The organism is Candidatus Accumulibacter phosphatis (assembly GCF_012939955.1).
Classification (GTDB): Bacteria; Pseudomonadota; Gammaproteobacteria; order Burkholderiales; family Rhodocyclaceae; genus Accumulibacter; species Accumulibacter delftensis.
The window spans coordinates 42,440-57,782 of record NZ_SPMY01000017.1 but is presented as its reverse complement, the minus strand read 5'-3'; the positions used below and the strand labels follow the sequence as shown (position 1 = coordinate 57,782).

General features: G+C 62.5%; 17 protein-coding genes and 1 tRNA gene. 7 read left to right on the top strand and 11 right to left on the bottom strand.

The window, feature by feature from the left end:
• Positions 1–8: 8 nt before the first annotated feature.
• From E4Q23_RS05940 to E4Q23_RS05925, 4 genes are all read right to left on the bottom strand, one after another.
• Positions 9–461, bottom strand: a complete 453-nt coding sequence (locus E4Q23_RS05940; protein WP_169065783.1) for a SixA phosphatase family protein — start codon at positions 459–461, stop codon at positions 9–11.
• A 67-nt stretch (positions 462–528) separates the two neighbouring features.
• On the bottom strand, positions 529–1,401 hold the full coding sequence (locus tag E4Q23_RS05935; RefSeq protein WP_169065782.1) for a UDP-2,3-diacylglucosamine diphosphatase: 873 nt from the start codon (positions 1,399–1,401) through the stop codon (positions 529–531).
• The gene (locus E4Q23_RS05930) at positions 1,398–2,153 is read right to left on the bottom strand and encodes a GNAT family N-acetyltransferase (RefSeq protein ID WP_169065781.1); all 756 of its coding nucleotides are present in this window, start codon (positions 2,151–2,153) and stop codon (positions 1,398–1,400) included. Before E4Q23_RS05930 ends, E4Q23_RS05935 begins: the two co-directional genes overlap by 4 nt.
• A 121-nt stretch (positions 2,154–2,274) precedes the next feature.
• The gene (locus tag E4Q23_RS05925) at positions 2,275–2,487 is read right to left on the bottom strand and encodes a hypothetical protein (protein ID WP_169065780.1); all 213 of its coding nucleotides are present in this window, start codon (positions 2,485–2,487) and stop codon (positions 2,275–2,277) included.
• A 244-nt stretch (positions 2,488–2,731) separates the two neighbouring features.
• Between E4Q23_RS05925 and E4Q23_RS05920 the strand changes: the two genes are divergently transcribed.
• Entirely contained in the window at positions 2,732–3,505 is a 774-nt protein-coding gene (locus tag E4Q23_RS05920; protein ID WP_169065779.1) for a GAF domain-containing protein, read from the top strand.
• Between the two features lie 217 nt (positions 3,506–3,722).
• On the opposite strand, the gene E4Q23_RS05915 is transcribed toward E4Q23_RS05920, so the two are convergent.
• Positions 3,723–4,274, bottom strand: coding sequence for a hypothetical protein (locus E4Q23_RS05915; protein ID WP_169065778.1), 552 nt, complete (start codon positions 4,272–4,274; stop codon positions 3,723–3,725).
• A gap of 277 nt (positions 4,275–4,551) precedes the next feature.
• Complete coding sequence (locus E4Q23_RS05910; protein WP_423753313.1) at positions 4,552–4,989, bottom strand: DUF411 domain-containing protein; 438 nt, start codon at positions 4,987–4,989, stop codon at positions 4,552–4,554.
• Between the two features lie 453 nt (positions 4,990–5,442).
• On the opposite strand from E4Q23_RS05910, the gene E4Q23_RS05905 reads away from it, so the two are divergent.
• Positions 5,443–6,489 (top strand): DMT family transporter, encoded by a 1,047-nt coding sequence (locus E4Q23_RS05905; protein ID WP_169065777.1) that lies wholly within the window; start codon positions 5,443–5,445, stop codon positions 6,487–6,489.
• 100 nt (positions 6,490–6,589) lie between these two features.
• Here E4Q23_RS05905 and E4Q23_RS05900 read toward each other — a convergent pair whose 3' ends face one another.
• Positions 6,590–6,775, bottom strand: a complete 186-nt coding sequence (locus E4Q23_RS05900; RefSeq protein ID WP_169065776.1) for a hypothetical protein — start codon at positions 6,773–6,775, stop codon at positions 6,590–6,592.
• Positions 6,776–7,014: 239 nt separating this feature from the next.
• Positions 7,015–7,090, bottom strand: a tRNA-Lys gene (locus tag E4Q23_RS05895).
• Between the two features lie 319 nt (positions 7,091–7,409).
• On the opposite strand from E4Q23_RS05895, the gene E4Q23_RS05890 reads away from it, so the two are divergent.
• Complete coding sequence (locus E4Q23_RS05890; RefSeq protein WP_169065775.1) at positions 7,410–8,432, top strand: metal-dependent hydrolase; 1,023 nt, start codon at positions 7,410–7,412, stop codon at positions 8,430–8,432.
• Positions 8,433–8,461: 29 nt separating this feature from the next.
• Complete coding sequence (locus E4Q23_RS05885; protein ID WP_169065774.1) at positions 8,462–8,698, top strand: hypothetical protein; 237 nt, start codon at positions 8,462–8,464, stop codon at positions 8,696–8,698.
• A gap of 148 nt (positions 8,699–8,846) precedes the next feature.
• Here the strand turns inward: E4Q23_RS05885 and E4Q23_RS05880 are convergent, their stop codons facing one another.
• On the bottom strand, positions 8,847–9,749 hold the full coding sequence (locus E4Q23_RS05880; protein WP_169065773.1) for a LysR family transcriptional regulator: 903 nt from the start codon (positions 9,747–9,749) through the stop codon (positions 8,847–8,849).
• A gap of 566 nt (positions 9,750–10,315) precedes the next feature.
• Entirely contained in the window at positions 10,316–11,191 is an 876-nt protein-coding gene (gene yghU, locus E4Q23_RS05875) for a glutathione-dependent disulfide-bond oxidoreductase (RefSeq protein ID WP_169065772.1), read from the bottom strand.
• A gap of 385 nt (positions 11,192–11,576) precedes the next feature.
• Here yghU and E4Q23_RS05870 point away from each other — a divergent pair, with 385 nt between their 5' ends.
• Both E4Q23_RS05870 and E4Q23_RS23250 read left to right on the top strand, forming a co-directional pair.
• Entirely contained in the window at positions 11,577–12,107 is a 531-nt protein-coding gene (locus E4Q23_RS05870; RefSeq protein WP_169065771.1) for a hypothetical protein, read from the top strand.
• Between the two features lie 248 nt (positions 12,108–12,355).
• On the top strand, positions 12,356–12,571 hold the full coding sequence (locus E4Q23_RS23250) for a hypothetical protein (RefSeq protein WP_211203654.1): 216 nt from the start codon (positions 12,356–12,358) through the stop codon (positions 12,569–12,571).
• A 191-nt stretch (positions 12,572–12,762) separates the two neighbouring features.
• Here the strand turns inward: E4Q23_RS23250 and E4Q23_RS05860 are convergent, their stop codons facing one another.
• On the bottom strand, positions 12,763–13,890 hold the full coding sequence (locus E4Q23_RS05860) for a PQQ-dependent sugar dehydrogenase (RefSeq protein ID WP_169065770.1): 1,128 nt from the start codon (positions 13,888–13,890) through the stop codon (positions 12,763–12,765).
• A 360-nt stretch (positions 13,891–14,250) separates the two neighbouring features.
• Here E4Q23_RS05860 and E4Q23_RS05855 point away from each other — a divergent pair, with 360 nt between their 5' ends.
• Positions 14,251–15,240 carry an aldo/keto reductase gene (locus E4Q23_RS05855; protein WP_169065769.1) on the top strand — a complete coding sequence of 330 codons (990 nt, stop codon included), beginning with the start codon at positions 14,251–14,253 and terminating at the stop codon, positions 15,238–15,240.
• Positions 15,241–15,343: the final 103 nt, after the last annotated feature.

Sequence of the window (15,343 nt, the reverse complement as noted above, 5' to 3'; positions counted from 1 at the left end):
ACCCTGGCTCAAAGATTGGCCACCGCCCGCAGCACAGTCTGTGTTTCGTCGCGGCGGACGCGATTGCTGAACCACCACACGCCGCTGCGCTTGATCGTCCAGTCGGCTTCCTGTCCCGACAGCAGCAGTGCTGCCAGACGGCCCAGCGCCGGCTGATGACTGACCAGGATGACGGTGCCATGGTAGTCTGGCCAGCCGGCGATGGCCAGCAGGTCGGCGGCGTCGGCGCCGACCGCAAGCTGCGATTTGACGTCGTAGGGCAGGCCCAGGGCCTGCGCGGTTTGTCGGGCCCGTCGCGCCGGGCTGGAAAGGACCTGAACCTTGCGCAGCGGCTGCTTCTTCAGCCACTCGGCCATGCGCTCCGCATGCTTCTCGCCACGTCCAGAAAGCTTGCGTCGATTGTCCGCGATCTTGTCCGTTGCCGCTTCGGCTTCCGCATTGCGCCACAAAATCAGATCCATGTCCGTTCGCTTTCCCGACTGAAAGACAAGCAGCATGGCCGCCGTTTGTTTCGGGATGATGAACCACTCAGCCGCGACGAGACGCTGGCGCGGCCGCAAGCTGCTCTGCCGCGCGGACGCCAGGCGCCGGCGATCGTGGCGGTCGCGCAGGTATTTGTTGCGCTCGGGGCGGCGGCGCGGCAGTTCCGGCTGCGGCCTCGGCATGGGCCGTCTCGCAGGCAGCGATCAGTTCGAGTCGTCCGTCGAGATGCTCGACGATCGCCGTGCAGCTGTCGACCCAGTCGCCACAGTTGGCGTAGGTCATACCGGCCTTGGTCTTGATCGTCGCACTGTGGATATGCCCACAGATGACGCCATCGAGATGGCGTCCGCGCACCGCGTGGATCACCGACTCCTCGAAGTCGAAAATGAAGGACACGGCACGTTTCACGCGGCCCTTGGCATAGCCGGCGAGCGACCAGTAGCCTTGCCGCCGCAACAGCCGACGCAGCCAGGTCAGCAGTCCATTGATGCGCACCAGAGCGTCGTAGCCGACGTCGCCGACGACTGCCAGCCAGCGGTGATAGCGCGTCACCTGGTCGAACTGGTCACCATGCAGCAGCAGGAAACGGCGACCCTCGGCAGTGACGTGGATATGTTCGCGGCGCACCAGGATGTCGCCGAAGGATACGCCGTCGTAGTCGCGCAAGCCTTCGTCGTGGTTGCCGGGAATCAGCATCACTCGTTCGCCACGTCGCGCGCGGCGCAGGATTTTCTGCACCAGGGTGTTCTGGGCCGGCGTCCAGTGGACGCCGCGTTTCATCGCCCAGAAGTCGATGATGTCGCCGAGCAGGTAAAGGTATTCGGCCTCATGCTCGCGCAGGAAGTCGAGCAGGCGTTCGGCCTGACAGCCGCGCGTTCCGAGATGGACGTCCGAAACGAAGATGGCGCGGACTTTCATCGGCGCCGGTCGTGGCGTCGGGTAAAGCGGGACAGCGGCAGCATCAGCATCAGGTCGGCGGTATTGAAGTCGGGATTCCACGCGGGTTCGCCGCACACCCAGGCGCCAACCCGCAGATAGTCCTCGAGCAAGGGCGGCATCACGAGCGCGCGTGGGTTGGCCAACTCTTCGACAGGCAGACGATGTAGCGGGAAGACGCGGTCGTCGATCGGTGCCACCTGTTGCGGGCGGAATTGCCGGAAGAGGCTGGCCGCATGCTCACCGCCGTCGGTGATGCCGATCGACACGCAACCGATCAGGATCTGCTGGTCGTGGATCAGCGGGTGGTCGATCAGGCTTTCCCAGAGCAGAGAACTGACCTTGCCGCTGCGGTAATCGGGATGGATACAGCAGCGGCCGACTTCGGCCATGCGCGGAAGCAGTTTTCGCAGGCGGTGGATGTCGAAAACGTTCTCGCCATGGTAGCTGTCGACGCGCTTTGCGGCTCCGGCCGAAAGAAAGCGCAGGGAGCCGTCGAGAGTGTTCGATGCCTCCTCCCGGGCCATCAGGTGTCGGCAGTAGGGATCATAGAAATCGCTGTCATGGCCAGGAATCCGGCCTCGCACACGGGCGTCGAGTTCCCTGGCCAAGACCTGGTAGCGCAGGCGCTGAGTTTCGCGAACTTCGTCCGTGCCCTGGGCGAGGCTGACGCAGTAGTCCGGGTAGTCGTTCGCCGGGGTGGTGCGGGGGCGTTCCCGCAGCTCCTGATCCATGAGGCGCTCCATTCGTGACTTGAGGAGCGCCCATTCTCGATAGCCGTTGTGACAGGCAGGTGACGATCGCGCAACCTTGGCGTTTCGGGGCGACAGCGCGCTGACAAGCGGTTGGCGGTGGCTATTTCAGGTCTGCGCGTTGCCGTTCATAGGTCGCGTGGTTTTCCTTGTTGAGCCGGTCCCGACAGGCCTGCAACTCGCTTGGCGGCTGTTGTCGGCATCGGCTCTCGGCGCTGTATTTCATGCCTTCATACCAGGCCTCGGTGGTACAGGCGGCGCTCGTCAGTGCCAGGGCGGGAAGTGCCAAAGTGATCAGAACTGAGCTGGTTTGCACGCGATTTGACTCCGGGATTGTGATGTGCAACGACCCGGACCCGAGGGTCCGGGCGCTGGCGGAACTGCGCGAAGGCCAATGGTAAGGCCAACGGCTGCGCCCAGATGATGGGGCTTCACCTTGGCGCAGATCGTGGCCCCCCTGGCGGTAGCTGCAGCGCTCTGGTGGGCGTGCCGGAAAGCTTGCTCCGCGCACCGCTTGCGCGCCTATAATCGAATCACCGGGCCATTCGCAGGTGAACGTCATGGGTGACAGAGAGAATTCGCTGATCAAGCTGCAGGATCTCGCCAGCTTCCTGGACGAAGGCAGCTTCGACGACAACATGCAGCAACTCGCAGCAATTTCGGCACGAGTACTCAACGCCGAAAACTGTTCGCTGATGTTGCTGACCGAGAGCGAAGACGAGGCGGCTGGAGGCGACGACATGTGCCTGCGCGTCTGTGGCAGCTGCGGTTCGCTGCCCGCCGCGGCATACAAGGAAAACACTCGCACCGGCGAAGGCATTGCCGGGCGAGTGGTTGCCACCGGTAAAGCCTTGTTCATCGAGGACATCGAAAGGTCCGAGTTTGCGCAGTGGGCGCGGCGTGCCAATGATCCCCGCAAGAGCCTGCTTTCCTCGCCGATTGCCATCAATGGCAAAACCATCGGCGTGATCAACATCAGCGGACATCGGCAGGCGCGCAGCTTCACCAAGGACGACCTGAGTCTGCTCGAGGTCGTCGCGCTATTCGTTGGCAAAGCCATTCAGGTGGTGCAACTGCAGAACATCCTGAGGTCGCGCTTTACGCAAATGGCGCTGATGCAGTTCGCTGAAAAAGACATTGGCGGCGCGCTGGAATGCGCCGTGGCCAATCCTGATCAAGTGGCCAGGATCCTCGCCAAGTCGTTCTACAAGGAAATGACTCGTGCCGGTTTCGGCTCAAGCCAGATCATCAACGCGGCTTCGGAGATCGTTGGCCAACTGAGTGTCAGCCTGAGCCGGCACAGCAAGCGGATCGAGCAACAGACAGCCGGTTAGGCCGAGCCAGAAGCAGCTGCCCGGCGCCCAGCGCCTTTCGCTCCTGGTTGTGGGGGTGGCGAATGGGATGGCAAAAGCCTCGCCAGGATCCTGCGCCTAGCGCCTCCGCTGGTATCAAGCACAGCAGCGAAAGCGACGCTGTCCGGGCTCTTTCCCTAGCCGGCCGGCTGAGCGATGAGCGGCGGTGACGCTCCGAATCATCCACTCGGAATCGTCATTAGTCGCCGAATTTCTGGCCAATCAGTGACCAGGCATCGTTAAAACCGCTGCCCACTCCCCAGCCCAGGTTGCGGCCGGTGGCGCGGATGTCGCCCAACTCGCTGATGAAGTGCTCACGCTTCGCTTCCGGCAAAGTCATGACGGTTGTCAGCGCTTGCTCGAACATGTGCAGCAGCGCGTCGAAATAGTCCTTGTCAGCGACGCCGATTTCGCTGCTGAAGCCGACGGCGTGTCGGCAGTAGAAGACCATCAGCTCGGCCAGGCCCTCGGCGTCGCCGACGTCTTTCTGGTAGTCGGCAATCGGTTTCCGGGCGTTGGCCACCGAATAGCTCTGGTTGCTGAAGACGTCCGGCCACAGCCAGCGATCGATGATTGCCTTGTACGGTTTGAGGGCATCACCACCGAGCCCGAAGCGGGCGTGCAGGAAGGTCTTATTGTCCTTGCGCGCGGCGTACAGATCTTCAAGCAGGCCAAGCAGGTCTGCCCGGTCGAAGTCCTCCAGGGCGGCTTTGACGTCGCTCCATGTGGGGGCTGATTTCCTGGTCACCATTTTCTTGCTCTCCTCTTGTTGGCAGAGGCAGGGGCTTTGTGGCGGGCTCCTGAATCCTGGCCTTGGACCGACAAATTTTTCCTGCCGGGCGCACGTCCTTGTGATCCGCAACTTGCGCGGCGAGGTAATGCGCGTGACCTCATACTAGACCTTTTTTTCTGGACGAATTGCTCGCGCGGACTGCTTTGACGTTCCTCACATGTTCGCTCGCGGCGGCCACGCCCAAGGCGTTCATCGCGAGGTCGACGGATAAGGCTTTGCTGCGGATGTCGGCGACTCAGTGGCGGGCGTAGACGCTGGTCGAGCCCTTGGGGTCGACCAGCAGGGTGTCGTAGGGGACCGGGCTGGAGCTTTCCATTCCTGGTGATCCAGCCGGCATCGCCGGCACCGCGAGTCCCAGCGCCTTCGGTTTTTCCTTGAGCAGGCGCTTGATATCGGCCGCGGGGACATGGCCTTCGATCAGGTAGCCGTTGACCGTCGCGGTGTGGCACGAGCCTAGATCCTCGGGCATGCCCAGCTTCTTGCGATTGGCGGGCACATCGTCGACATCATGCGTACTTACCGCGAAGCCATTGTCGCGCAGATGCTCGACCCAGCCACCGCAACAGCTACAGGAAGCATTCTTGTAAACCTCCACACGCGGGGCGCTTTGCGCGAACGCGCCACCGGCGGTGGAGAGGAGAACAAGGGCGAAGAAGAGGCGGATCAGCATCATGGCAGGATCTCGTTAAGTGGCAGGGAGGGAGGGAAAGAAAGAGAAGGCGGGCAGCGTTGGCCTGCCTTTGAATGCTCGACAATTCCCGACGAACGATCATTCTGCAAAAGGGAAGGGTACTGCAAGCTGACAGCAGGATTACAGTTTCGTCATGCGTGGGCCGAGATAATTCGTCGCGCCGGCGAGGACTTGTTGCCCTGCGCCGCGTGCGGATGCCGTCTGTGCCGCCGCCTGAGCGGCTTGACCTGGGAGGCTGATGCCAAGCTGGGGAAGCGGCGTCTCGTCCCGTCTTTCCGAGCCGCTGATCGGTGTCCACACAGTTCGCTCGGACGGCGGCCAATACGCTACCATCGCTCTGGCCGTGGCTACTTTGCGGCGAGATGTAGACTCTGTAAAGCCTGTAAACCTCGTCCGTCATCCCTCGTCTCGCATCCCTCTTGCGTGTGTGCTCCGATGAATCTCTCTGTCGTCTACGCCTTGCTGGCGGCCCTTCTTTTTGGAGCCAGCACACCGCTGGCCAAGCTACTGCTTGGCGACGTGCCACCGATCCTGCTTGCCGGTCTGCTCTACCTCGGCAGTGGTGTCGGGCTGAGTACGGCGCGGCTGATTCGCGATCGGTGCTGGCAGCCGTCAGGCCTGGCGCCGGCGGAATGGCCCTGGCTGCTCGGCGCCATGCTCTTCGGTGGCGTGCTCGGACCGGTCGCCCTGCTCTACGGCCTGGTGCATAGCAGCGCTGCGACGGCTTCGCTGCTGTTGAACCTTGAAGCCGTGCTCACGGCGCTGCTGGCCTGGGTGGTGTTCAAGGAGAACGCCGACCGGCGCATCGTTCTCGGCATGCTGGCCATCGTTGCCGGCGGCGTGCTGCTCGCCTGGCCGACTGGCGAAGCGCAGCAGGACAGTTGGCTCGGCCCGCTGGCGATCAGCGTTGCCTGCCTGTGCTGGGCAATCGACAACAATCTCACACGCCATGTTTCGGCGTCGGACGCCCTGTTCATTGCCGGCAGCAAGGGGCTGGTCGCCGGTGGCGTCAATACCCTGCTAGCGCTGGCTTTGGGAATGACGCTGCCCGGTGTGGCGATACTGCTCCCGGCCATGACGCTTGGCCTGCTTGGCTACGGGGTGAGCCTGGTGATGTTCGTGCTCGCCCTGCGCGGACTCGGTGCTGCGCGAACCGGCGCTTATTTTTCAACCGCACCCTTCATTGGCGCTGCCGTCGCGTTGCTCCTTCTCGGCGAGTCGGAGTCGACATCGTCGCTATTCTGGGCTGCTGCCGCCATGATGGGCATCGGCGTCTGGCTGCATCTCACCGAGCAGCACGGCCATCAGCACACTCACAACGACCTGGAACACGCCCACAGCCACCGCCACGACGCGCATCACCAGCACCCGCACGATGCCGGCTGGGCCGGCGACGAGCCGCACAGTCATCAGCACCGGCATCTGCCGATGGCGCACAGCCATCACCACTTCCCCGACATCCATCATCGGCACGAGCATTGATCAGGCGGGATTGACGGCGAGCCGCTGCGGGCTGCACACACTGGTGTGGTGCTGGATTCTTGATGAGACTTTCGGAAACATCTCCTGCTGCAGCAATAACTCAGGCATACACCCCGGCATTTCTCTCCGGGTAGCTCTCATATACATGTTCGAAGACCGCCGCGCATTTCTGCCGGTACCGATCTGGGCCATAGGCGCGCGGCAGACCGGAGTCGAGGGTGTCTTCGATGGTCAGCTTCAGCTTTGAGCGTGCCGCTCCTTCTGCCGCCAGTTTAATGTGAAACAAGGGAGATTCGTGAGTCGCGTACGCGACTTTCACATTAGGTGGAGGCGGCGTCTTTTTTCGGAGGGGGCGATCGAGAGCATGGCGAGGGCAATCCGGGGGAAAGCGGCATTGCCCGGCAATTCGCAGCCGCGACCAAATGACTCGCATGCCTTTTCGATGGCGATCGACGACGAACGACGACGATCGCGCAGACGACAAAAAGCCCGACCTTGTGAGCCGGGCTATCTGCCTGATTTCTTTGGTGGGTCGGGTGAGGCTCGAACTCACGACCAATGGATTAAAAGTCCAGTGCTCTACCGACTGAGCTACCGACCCCCGAGGAGGGCCGAATTATAGGCAAGGGTCAGATGCCTGTCAATGCCATGGTCGCTTGAAAAGTGTAGGGAATGCTGCTGCTTCGAGGCAGGCAAGAAAAGACCATGCGCTGTCGATCGGGCGGGGGACTCGGATGCGTTGGCTGCTTCGCGCGATAATGGCGGCTTGCCAGCGCGTCGCCCGCAATCCGAAGCACTGAATTTTGAATGGTCAGGGGTGGGTTGGCGTGCGCCAAGCACGCCGCTGGCTGAAACCGATTCTCTCCTGCCGGGTCTGTCCCGGCTTCTGCGCCAAAACCTGACCACCCCCTGGAAGCCCGATGGATCCCTTGACTCATGCCCTGCTCGGCGCTACGGCCGCGCAACTTGCCCTTGGCCCGCGCCTCGGTCGCCAAGCGTGGCTGCTCGGCGCCGTCGGTGGCGTGTTGCCCGACGCCGACATCCTGATCCGCAGTTCCGACGACCCCTTGCTGGCGATTCAGTACCATCGTCATTTCACGCACGCGCTGGCCTTCATTCCGGTGGGTGGCGTCGCCGCCGCCTTGCCCTGGCTGGCACGAGCGCGGCATCGTCCGAACTGGCGGCCGATTGTGGCGGCCACGACCATCGGTTACGCAACCCATGCCGTGCTCGATGCCTGTACCAACTACGGAACGCACCTGCTGTGGCCATTTTCGCCGCTGCGCGTCGCCTGGCATTGGGTCACGACCATCGGCCCGCTGCTGACCTTGATGCTGCTGATCGGCCTGGTCGTCGCCGTTCGCCGTGGCTCGCGATTTCCGGCGGCTGTGGCGCTGGCACTCAGCGTCGCCTACGTCGGGACGGCGGCCTGGCAGCGCGAGCGCGCGCTCGACATGCAAGTCCGCATCGCTGCCGCCCGCGGCCATCCGCTCGATCGTGCCGAGATGTTTCCGACGGTCGGCAATCCGCTGCTCTGGCGATCGGTCTATCAATCGGGCGACACTCTCTACACCGACCGCTTGCGCGTCGTGAGTAACGCGGCGACGAGCTGGAAGCAAGGCAGCACGGTCGCGTTGCTGCTGGAGGAAGACCTGCCGCCGCAGGCGCTGGCCGATGAACGCGTTCGCCGCGACTATGCGCGCTTCAACTATTTTTCGGCCGGCTGGGTGGCGCGTGCCACGGCCGACCCGAGCGTTATCGGCGACGCGCGCTACTCGCTGCGTACAGACAGTTTCGAGCCGATCTGGGGCGTCCGTTTCCACCCCGGTACGGCAAGTCCCACCGAATGGGTCGACCGGACGATCAAGAACCGCGTGCCAATCAGCGAGCTATGGCGTGAGCTAAAAGGTACGGCAGTCGGTTACGGCCCACTTCCGGGGTGACGCCTGGAGGGGGGGAGGCTTGGCCGCGGATGCTTCGTGCCGCAGCGAAGATTGTCGCTGCGTCGGGCGCGAAGGCCTTTTCCGCGACCTGGGCGGCGATTTCGCATGACGACCTTGAGACTGGGGCGATGCATGAACCAGGCTTCGTTGCTGTGCTTGTGCTTGTGCTTGTGCTGCGCGCCGACGCCCCAACCGCCACCGGCGGCCTCCTGGCCGGCAAGGTGCAGGTTCCCGGCACCTTGCCGGCGACCATCGCTTCCTCGTAGGCGCGCACCAGCAACATCTATTCGAGCAGTGCGGTTTCGTCGACAGGCTGGGTTTCTGGGTTCATCGCGACTCCCGTTTTGATAGTGGTGACGGGAGTCTAGGCCGCCCCGGAGAAGCAGCAAGATGCTCGGCGAGGAGATTTGGCGACTAGGCCCAGGCTGGCGATGCGGCGATCTTCTCCGACAAAAAGTCAATAAAAATTCTGACTTTTGCGGTCAGCAGTTTTGATTTCGGATAGACGAGCCACAGGGCCGACTGGTCCTTGATTTCATATTCCGGAAGGACACGAAGCAGTGTGCCATCGGCAAGCTCGCGGTGAATGCTCCATAGCGAGTTCATCGAAATTCCTGCTCCCGCGAGCGTGGCGACCTTCTGACTCAAGCCGTCATCCAACACCAGTCGCCCCCCTGCCTGCCGCGGATCAAACAGCCCTCTTTGCCCATCACGACCGGTGAGCTCTTTCGGCGAAGAGTCCCTGAACCCGATCAACTGATGCCCAGCCAATTCCTCCACATGGCGGGGCATGCCATGCTCTTCGAGGTAGCTGGGTGAGGCACACAGGACTCGCCGATCATCGGCCAGTTTTCGGCACTTGAGGCTACTGTTGTCGAGCGCAGCGCTGCGCAGGGCAAGGTCGAAGCTGCCCTCGATCAGATCGAAGGGCGTATCGGACAGCCGCAGGTCGAGCTTGATGCCGGGGTTTCGTCGCAGGAATTCCGGCACGAGCGGCGCGATGTGGAGTTGGGCAAAGGTGCTGGACGCGGCGAAGCGCAAGGTGCCGACCGCTATCGGGCGCCCCAGTCCCAAGGCTGCGCGTGCGGCACTTTCCTGCGCGAGGATTTCCCTGGCGTAGGGCAGGAATTCAGCTCCTTCCAGCGACAGGGCGACTTTCCGTGTCGAGCGACGTAACAAATCCGCCCCCAAGGGTTTTTCCAGTTTCGCCAGTTTGACGCTGGCTACCGCCGGTGCCATGCCCATTTCGCGACCGGCTGCGCTGATATTGAGCCTTTCGGCCGCGAGGACAAATAGGCGAACGCTTTCGGTATCCATTGACTTATATCCACATCACGAATTCTGAACTTCATTTTATGCTGTTTATTTAACTGTTCGGAATTATTGTCTTGCTTGCCTCAGCTGATCACCCCTCCATGTTCGGGACGCCGTCGGCGTCGCAAATGGCGATCAGCCCCGGGATGACGCCGTCGAAGCATTCGCGGATGTTGGCGAGCAGCGCCTGCGACTGGCTGCTGCGGACGAAGATCGCCAGCCGCTGCTCAGCATCGACCAGCTAGCAGCCGGGCGCCCTGGCGTTGTTCGGCAGGCGGTCGACAGCGCAGGTGGCCAGGCTGATGGCCACGGTCTGAAGGATGGCAGCGTTGTCGCGGTCGCTCATCGGGGTCCCCGATTGGGTAGCTGGCGGCGATTGTAACGGGGCCACATTCTTGCCTGTGAGCGGCTTTTCTGGCCCCGGAGGTGTTCATCCGATGCTCGCGCGAGTGAGGCTGCCCGGCAATTCAGCGGCTCGCTCTCTTCGCCGGGCAGGGCAAGCTTCATCGGCTTCGGGGTTGGGTGGTCGTTACACTTCAGCGTGCCTTTTTCCTGTTTGGATAAGCGCCTCAAACGGCGCTTGCAGGCGCCAGTTTGTCTTGGGTTTTCAGATCGAAATCCGAGGCCTCGTGGCGTTCGTGCAGCTGTTCTGACGGCTCGCCCCAAGTGCGGTTAACCTTGCGTCCACGCTGGACGGCGGGGCGCTCAAGGATCTCCGCGCTCCAGCGGCACAGGTTCTTGTAGCTTTCAACCTGCAGAAACTCGCCCGCGTCATAGGCCTCACCCAGCACCAGATTGCCGTACCAGGGCCAGGTGGCGATGTCGGCGATGGAGTACTCGTCACCGCCCAGATAAGGGTGCTCGGCCAATTCGCGGTCCAGCACGTCCATCTGGCGTTTCACCTCCATGGTGAAACGGTTGATCGAGTATTCGAATTTCTCGGGCGCGTAGGCATAGAAATGCCCGAAGCCACCACCCAGGTAGGGTGCCGAGCCTTGCAGCCAGAAGAGCCAGTTCATGACCTCCGTGCGTGCCGCGGCTTTCCTGGGCAGGAAGTGACCGAACTTCTCGGCCAAGTAGAGAAGGATCGCGCCGCTTTCAAAAACACGACTGCCGCTCCCGGTATCAAAGAGTGCCGGGATTTTGGAGTTTGGATTGACCTCGACGAAGCCTGTCGAGAACTGCTCGCCCTCGCCAATCCGGATCAGGTGGGCGTCATATTCCGCGCCCGGCTCGCCGAGCGCGAGCAACTCTTCGAGCAGGATGGTGACCTTCTGGCCATTGGGCGTGCCCATCGAATAGAGCTGCAAAGGATGCTTTCCGCGCGGCAGCGTGGCCGCGTGGGTGGGCCCGGCGATGGGTCGGTTGATCTTGGCCCATTTCCCGCCATTTTCGGCGTCCCAGGTCCACACTTTGGGTGCTTGGTAATTATTGCTGTCAGACATGATGTTGATTTCTTCCTTTCATGTTCGGGACAAGCCCGGGGTTCGGGTTCTGCTGGATTTTGGACAATGGTTCCAGGATGCGCGTGTCGTTCTCCACCCCTTGTGCTCCGCTCACCAGGTGGCGACGCTTGCAGACTATCGCCGGCACAGCGCGAATGCCCTGGCTATGTCGGCTTGAGCAGCACCTTCTGCCCGGTCTTGTTGAGGAACCGCCGGGGCAGGGCGGCGTGGTTTAGGTCGAAAAGCGGGAGCGGCGACAGTTTGGCCATGTTGGGGGCGCCACCAGCGTGAAAAATCCTTTCCAAAGGCCGCCCGGATTTCTTATTGTTGACGGGTGCCCTGAGCGGGTCAATTGAACTCAACTTTTTTCGCGCATGGAGGCGAGATGGATCGTAACTCTTCAGGATGGCTACGTGGCGTGCTGGTTTTAAGTGTACTGCTTGTTGCCGGGTGCGCCGGTTACAGCGGCAGTAATCTCAAGCCGGGGGTGTCGACATTGCCGGAGGTCATGGCCTCGATGGGGTCGCCGGCGATGGTCTGGAAGAATCCGGATGGCAGCGAGCAACTGGCCTACCCGCGTGGACCGGCCGGCACGCAGACCTTCATGGTGGATGTTGGGCCGGACGGCAAACTTCAGCGCATCGAAAAGGTGCTGAACGTCGAGAATTTTGCACGTGTCCAGGCGGGAATGAGCCAGGATCAGGTGTTGCGCATTCTTGGTCCTTCAGGATCGCAATGGACACAGTTCTACTCGCGGAGCAATCAACTCGCCTGGTCATGGTTGTTCTGCAACGATTGGAATGCCCAGGAGTTTTTTGACGTCATGTTCGACGCTAGCACCGGCATTGTGCACTCAACGGGGCAGCACCCGAATCTGGCGGGGCTAAGTGGTGTGCAGCCCCCTTGCAGTCGATGACGAAAACCTTGCATGACTCCTTGCACGGGCTTGGCGCACAGGGTGCTGTCTTTCGCGAAATCCTGGATCAAGCCGGCTCGCCGAGCCCCCGCCGCCAACTTCGGTGCAGCGAAGTCCATGAATTCAAGAAAGGAGATGACCATGGCTCGTGCCTACAGCGAGATCGCGTTCACCCCCGGCGTGCGCGCCTTCCAAACCCGCATGGGCAGTCGGCGAAACTTCGCGGCGGGCCGGCCGGCTTCCTGCGGGTGCTAGATCATCGCACCCTCGGTTACTCTGATTTTCGCGGCGAACGCCTGGACGTGCCAGGCCTGATTGCCGCCGCGCCCGCCGACGCGCTGTTCTACGTCTGCGGCCCGGCGCGACTGCTCGATGCCGCGCGCGACGCCGCAGCGACACACGGCGTTGCCGCCGATTGGCTGCGCTGCGAGCGCTTCCACGCGCCCGCGCACGCGCCGGACTGATGTGCATTTGCGTCTCGCGGGCAAAGTCGGCGGCCTTGACGCTTGACCTTGAATGTGAAAGTCGCGCAAGCGACTCACGAATCTTCCTTCTTCCTCGCGGGAGAAGGGTCGGGGAAGAGGGGAAAACGGTCATGATTTTCATGATCTGGGGTGTCTCGATTGTCATGACCTTTAGGCGCATGGCCGGCAGTTCAGCGGCGATAGGTAATGCGATAGATCGCTCCGGCGTGGTCGTCGGCCACCAGCAGGGAGCCGTCGGGTAACACCAGCACGTCGCTGGGGCGTCCCCAGACGCTCTCGCCATCGTCAGCATCGAGCCAGCCGCTGGCGAAAGCTTCGTAGGCAATCGCCTTCTCGCCACGCAGACGTACCAGCGTTACCCGGTAGCCGATCTTCCGCGAACGGTTCCACGAGCCGTGTTCGGCGATGAAAATCTGCTGGTGGTATTCCGCGGGGAACATCGTCCCGGTGTAGAAGCGCATGCCCAGCGCAGCGGCGTGCGGCGCCAGCTTCTGCGCTGGCGCGACGAACTCGTCGCAGCGCCGCCGGGCGCCGAATTCCGGATCGGGCAGGTCGCCACCATGGCAGTACGGATAGCCGAAATGCATGCCCGCCCGTGCGACGTGGTTGAGTTCGTCGGGCGGCAGGTCGTCGCCAAGCAGATCGCGGCCGTTGTCGGTGAACCACAAATCGCCGGTCTGCGGCTGCCAGTCGAAGCCGACGCTATTACGCACTCCCCTGGCCACTATTTCCCAGCCGCTGCCATCGTCATTCATGCGCAGGATGTTGGCGTAGCGTCGCGGATCTGGTTCGCAGATATTGCAAGGTGCGCCGACCGGCACATAGAGTTTGCCATCCGGGCCGAAGGCGATGAATTTCCAGCCATGATGGGTCTCGGTCGGCAGCCGGTCAGTCACCAGCACGGCCGTTGGCGGGCGCGCCGGGTCTTGCCGGCCTTGCTCAACATGGTCGTAACGCAGGATGCGGTTCACCGCCGAGACATAAAGACTCCCGTCCTTGTAGGCGACGCCGACCGGGCGCTGCAGACCACTGGCAATGAGCTTCACACTCTGCACCTGGTAGTCGGCGCCGAAGCTCAGCGCGTGTACTTTCCCGGCCTGCATCGAACCGACGAAAAGCGTGCCGCCACGCTCATCGTGACGCCCGAGCGCCATCTGCCGGGCGTTGTCGACACGCGCCCAGGTCTCGATGCTGAAACCCGGTGGCAACTGGATGCGCTGCAGCGGTAACGCATCCGCGGCCAGGGTCAGCGGGAGCACGGCCAAAGCAAGCGCAAAGCAAATATCAATTCTGTGCATCGCAATTCCTCGCATTCTCCCGGCTGCGTCGTCGGACCGGCGTTTTCTTGAAGCGGTACGGGATCAGCGCGGGTGCAGCGAGCCGGGCAGGGAGCTGTAGGGGTCGTCGCTGACCGTCGTGTCATAGGGGATGCCGTGAGCGTGCAGCCGCTCGGCCTCACCGACATGGGTGTTGTCAGTATGGCAGCGTCAGCGCTGAAACAAGCGGCGAATAGGCCGCTGATCAGAGGCGTTTCTCGGTCGGCTGTGGCGGTGCCGCGCGGCAAACGGCGAACATTTCTGCCGCCGCAGCTCCAAAACCATCGCTTGACGGCTGAGTGACACGTGCTAGCCTATGCTTTTATTGTCCCGGAGACTTCGATGGAAACGCGACAACTTGGCCGTGGCGGCCCGCGGGTATCGGCGCTTGGGTTGGGGTGCATGGGGATGAGCGATTTCTACACCGGGCGTGATGACAGCGAATCGATGGCCACCATCCACCGCGCGCTGGACCTCGGCATCAACTTTCTCGACACCGCCGATATGTACGGCCCGCATACCAACGAGGAACTCGTCGGGCGGGCGATCAGGGGGCGGCGAAGCGAAGTTTTCCTGGCCACCAAGTTCGGCATCTTGCGCGATCCGAATGATGTATCGGTGCGCGGTTTCGACAGCCGCCCCGAGTACCTGCGCAGCGCGCTCGAAGGCAGTTTGCGGCGCCTTGGGGTGACGACCATCGATCTCTACTATCAGCATCGAGTTGACCCCAAAGTGCCGATCGAGGACACGGTCGGCGCGCTTGCCGAGCTTGTTCAGGCCGGCAAGCTGCGCTACATCGGCTTGTCCGAGGCCTCTGCCAGCACGCTCGAACGCGCGCACAAGGTGCACCCCATAACTGCGTTGCAGAGTGAGTATTCCTTGTGGTCGCGTGACCCGGAAGGCGAGGTATTGGCTACGTGCCGGCGGCTTGGCGTCGGCCTGGTTCCGTACAGCCCGCTCGGCAGGGGTTTCCTTACCGGGGCGATTACGCGCCCCGAGGATTTCGCTGCCGACGATTACCGGCGTTCGAGCCCACGTTTCCAGGGCGAGAACTTCACGCGGAATCTGGCGCTGGTAGAGCAGGTCAGGACGATGGCCGCCGAGATCGGCTGTACGCCGGGCCAGCTTGCGCTGGCCTGGGTGCTCGCGCAGGGCGACGACATCGTACCGATCCCCGGTACCAAGCGGCGCAAGTATCTTGAAGAGAACGCCGGCGCCCTCGCCCTTCGGCTGACGCCCGTGCAGATGGCTGCGCTGGACGAGGCGTTCCCGTTCAACGCCGCTGCCGGCGAGCGCTACCCGGCGAACATGATGGGCGCTGTTAATCGCTGAGGGTCGCTCCGACGAGTTGCGGCCTGTTGCGGGAAGCTCGCTGGCCTTGCAGCCGATGCCGATGATGTTTTGTGGCCTTGGCAGGCTGGCGCTGCGAGTATTT

Excerpts from the sequence above, each read along its gene's own strand:
- E4Q23_RS05880 (WP_169065773.1), bottom strand. The coding sequence starts at position 9,749 with ATGGATACCGAAAGCGTTCGCCTATTTGTCCTCGCGGCCGAAAGGCTC.
- E4Q23_RS05935 (WP_169065782.1), bottom strand. The coding sequence starts at position 1,401 with ATGAAAGTCCGCGCCATCTTCGTTTCGGACGTCCATCTCGGAACGCGC.
- E4Q23_RS05940 (WP_169065783.1), bottom strand. The coding sequence starts at position 461 with ATGGATCTGATTTTGTGGCGCAATGCGGAAGCCGAAGCGGCAACGGAC.
- E4Q23_RS05910 (WP_423753313.1), bottom strand. The coding sequence starts at position 4,989 with ATGATGCTGATCCGCCTCTTCTTCGCCCTTGTTCTCCTCTCCACCGCC.
- E4Q23_RS05885 (WP_169065774.1), top strand. The coding sequence starts at position 8,462 with ATGCTTCGTGCCGCAGCGAAGATTGTCGCTGCGTCGGGCGCGAAGGCC.
- E4Q23_RS05855 (WP_169065769.1), top strand. The coding sequence starts at position 14,251 with ATGGAAACGCGACAACTTGGCCGTGGCGGCCCGCGGGTATCGGCGCTT.
- E4Q23_RS05930 (WP_169065781.1), bottom strand. The coding sequence starts at position 2,153 with ATGGATCAGGAGCTGCGGGAACGCCCCCGCACCACCCCGGCGAACGAC.
- E4Q23_RS05870 (WP_169065771.1), top strand. The coding sequence starts at position 11,577 with ATGGATCGTAACTCTTCAGGATGGCTACGTGGCGTGCTGGTTTTAAGT.
- E4Q23_RS05860 (WP_169065770.1), bottom strand. The coding sequence starts at position 13,890 with ATGCACAGAATTGATATTTGCTTTGCGCTTGCTTTGGCCGTGCTCCCG.
- E4Q23_RS05915 (WP_169065778.1), bottom strand. The coding sequence starts at position 4,274 with ATGGTGACCAGGAAATCAGCCCCCACATGGAGCGACGTCAAAGCCGCC.
- E4Q23_RS05905 (WP_169065777.1), top strand. The coding sequence starts at position 5,443 with ATGAATCTCTCTGTCGTCTACGCCTTGCTGGCGGCCCTTCTTTTTGGA.
- yghU (WP_169065772.1), bottom strand. The coding sequence starts at position 11,191 with ATGTCTGACAGCAATAATTACCAAGCACCCAAAGTGTGGACCTGGGAC.
- E4Q23_RS05920 (WP_169065779.1), top strand. The coding sequence starts at position 2,732 with ATGGGTGACAGAGAGAATTCGCTGATCAAGCTGCAGGATCTCGCCAGC.
- E4Q23_RS05890 (WP_169065775.1), top strand. The coding sequence starts at position 7,410 with ATGGATCCCTTGACTCATGCCCTGCTCGGCGCTACGGCCGCGCAACTT.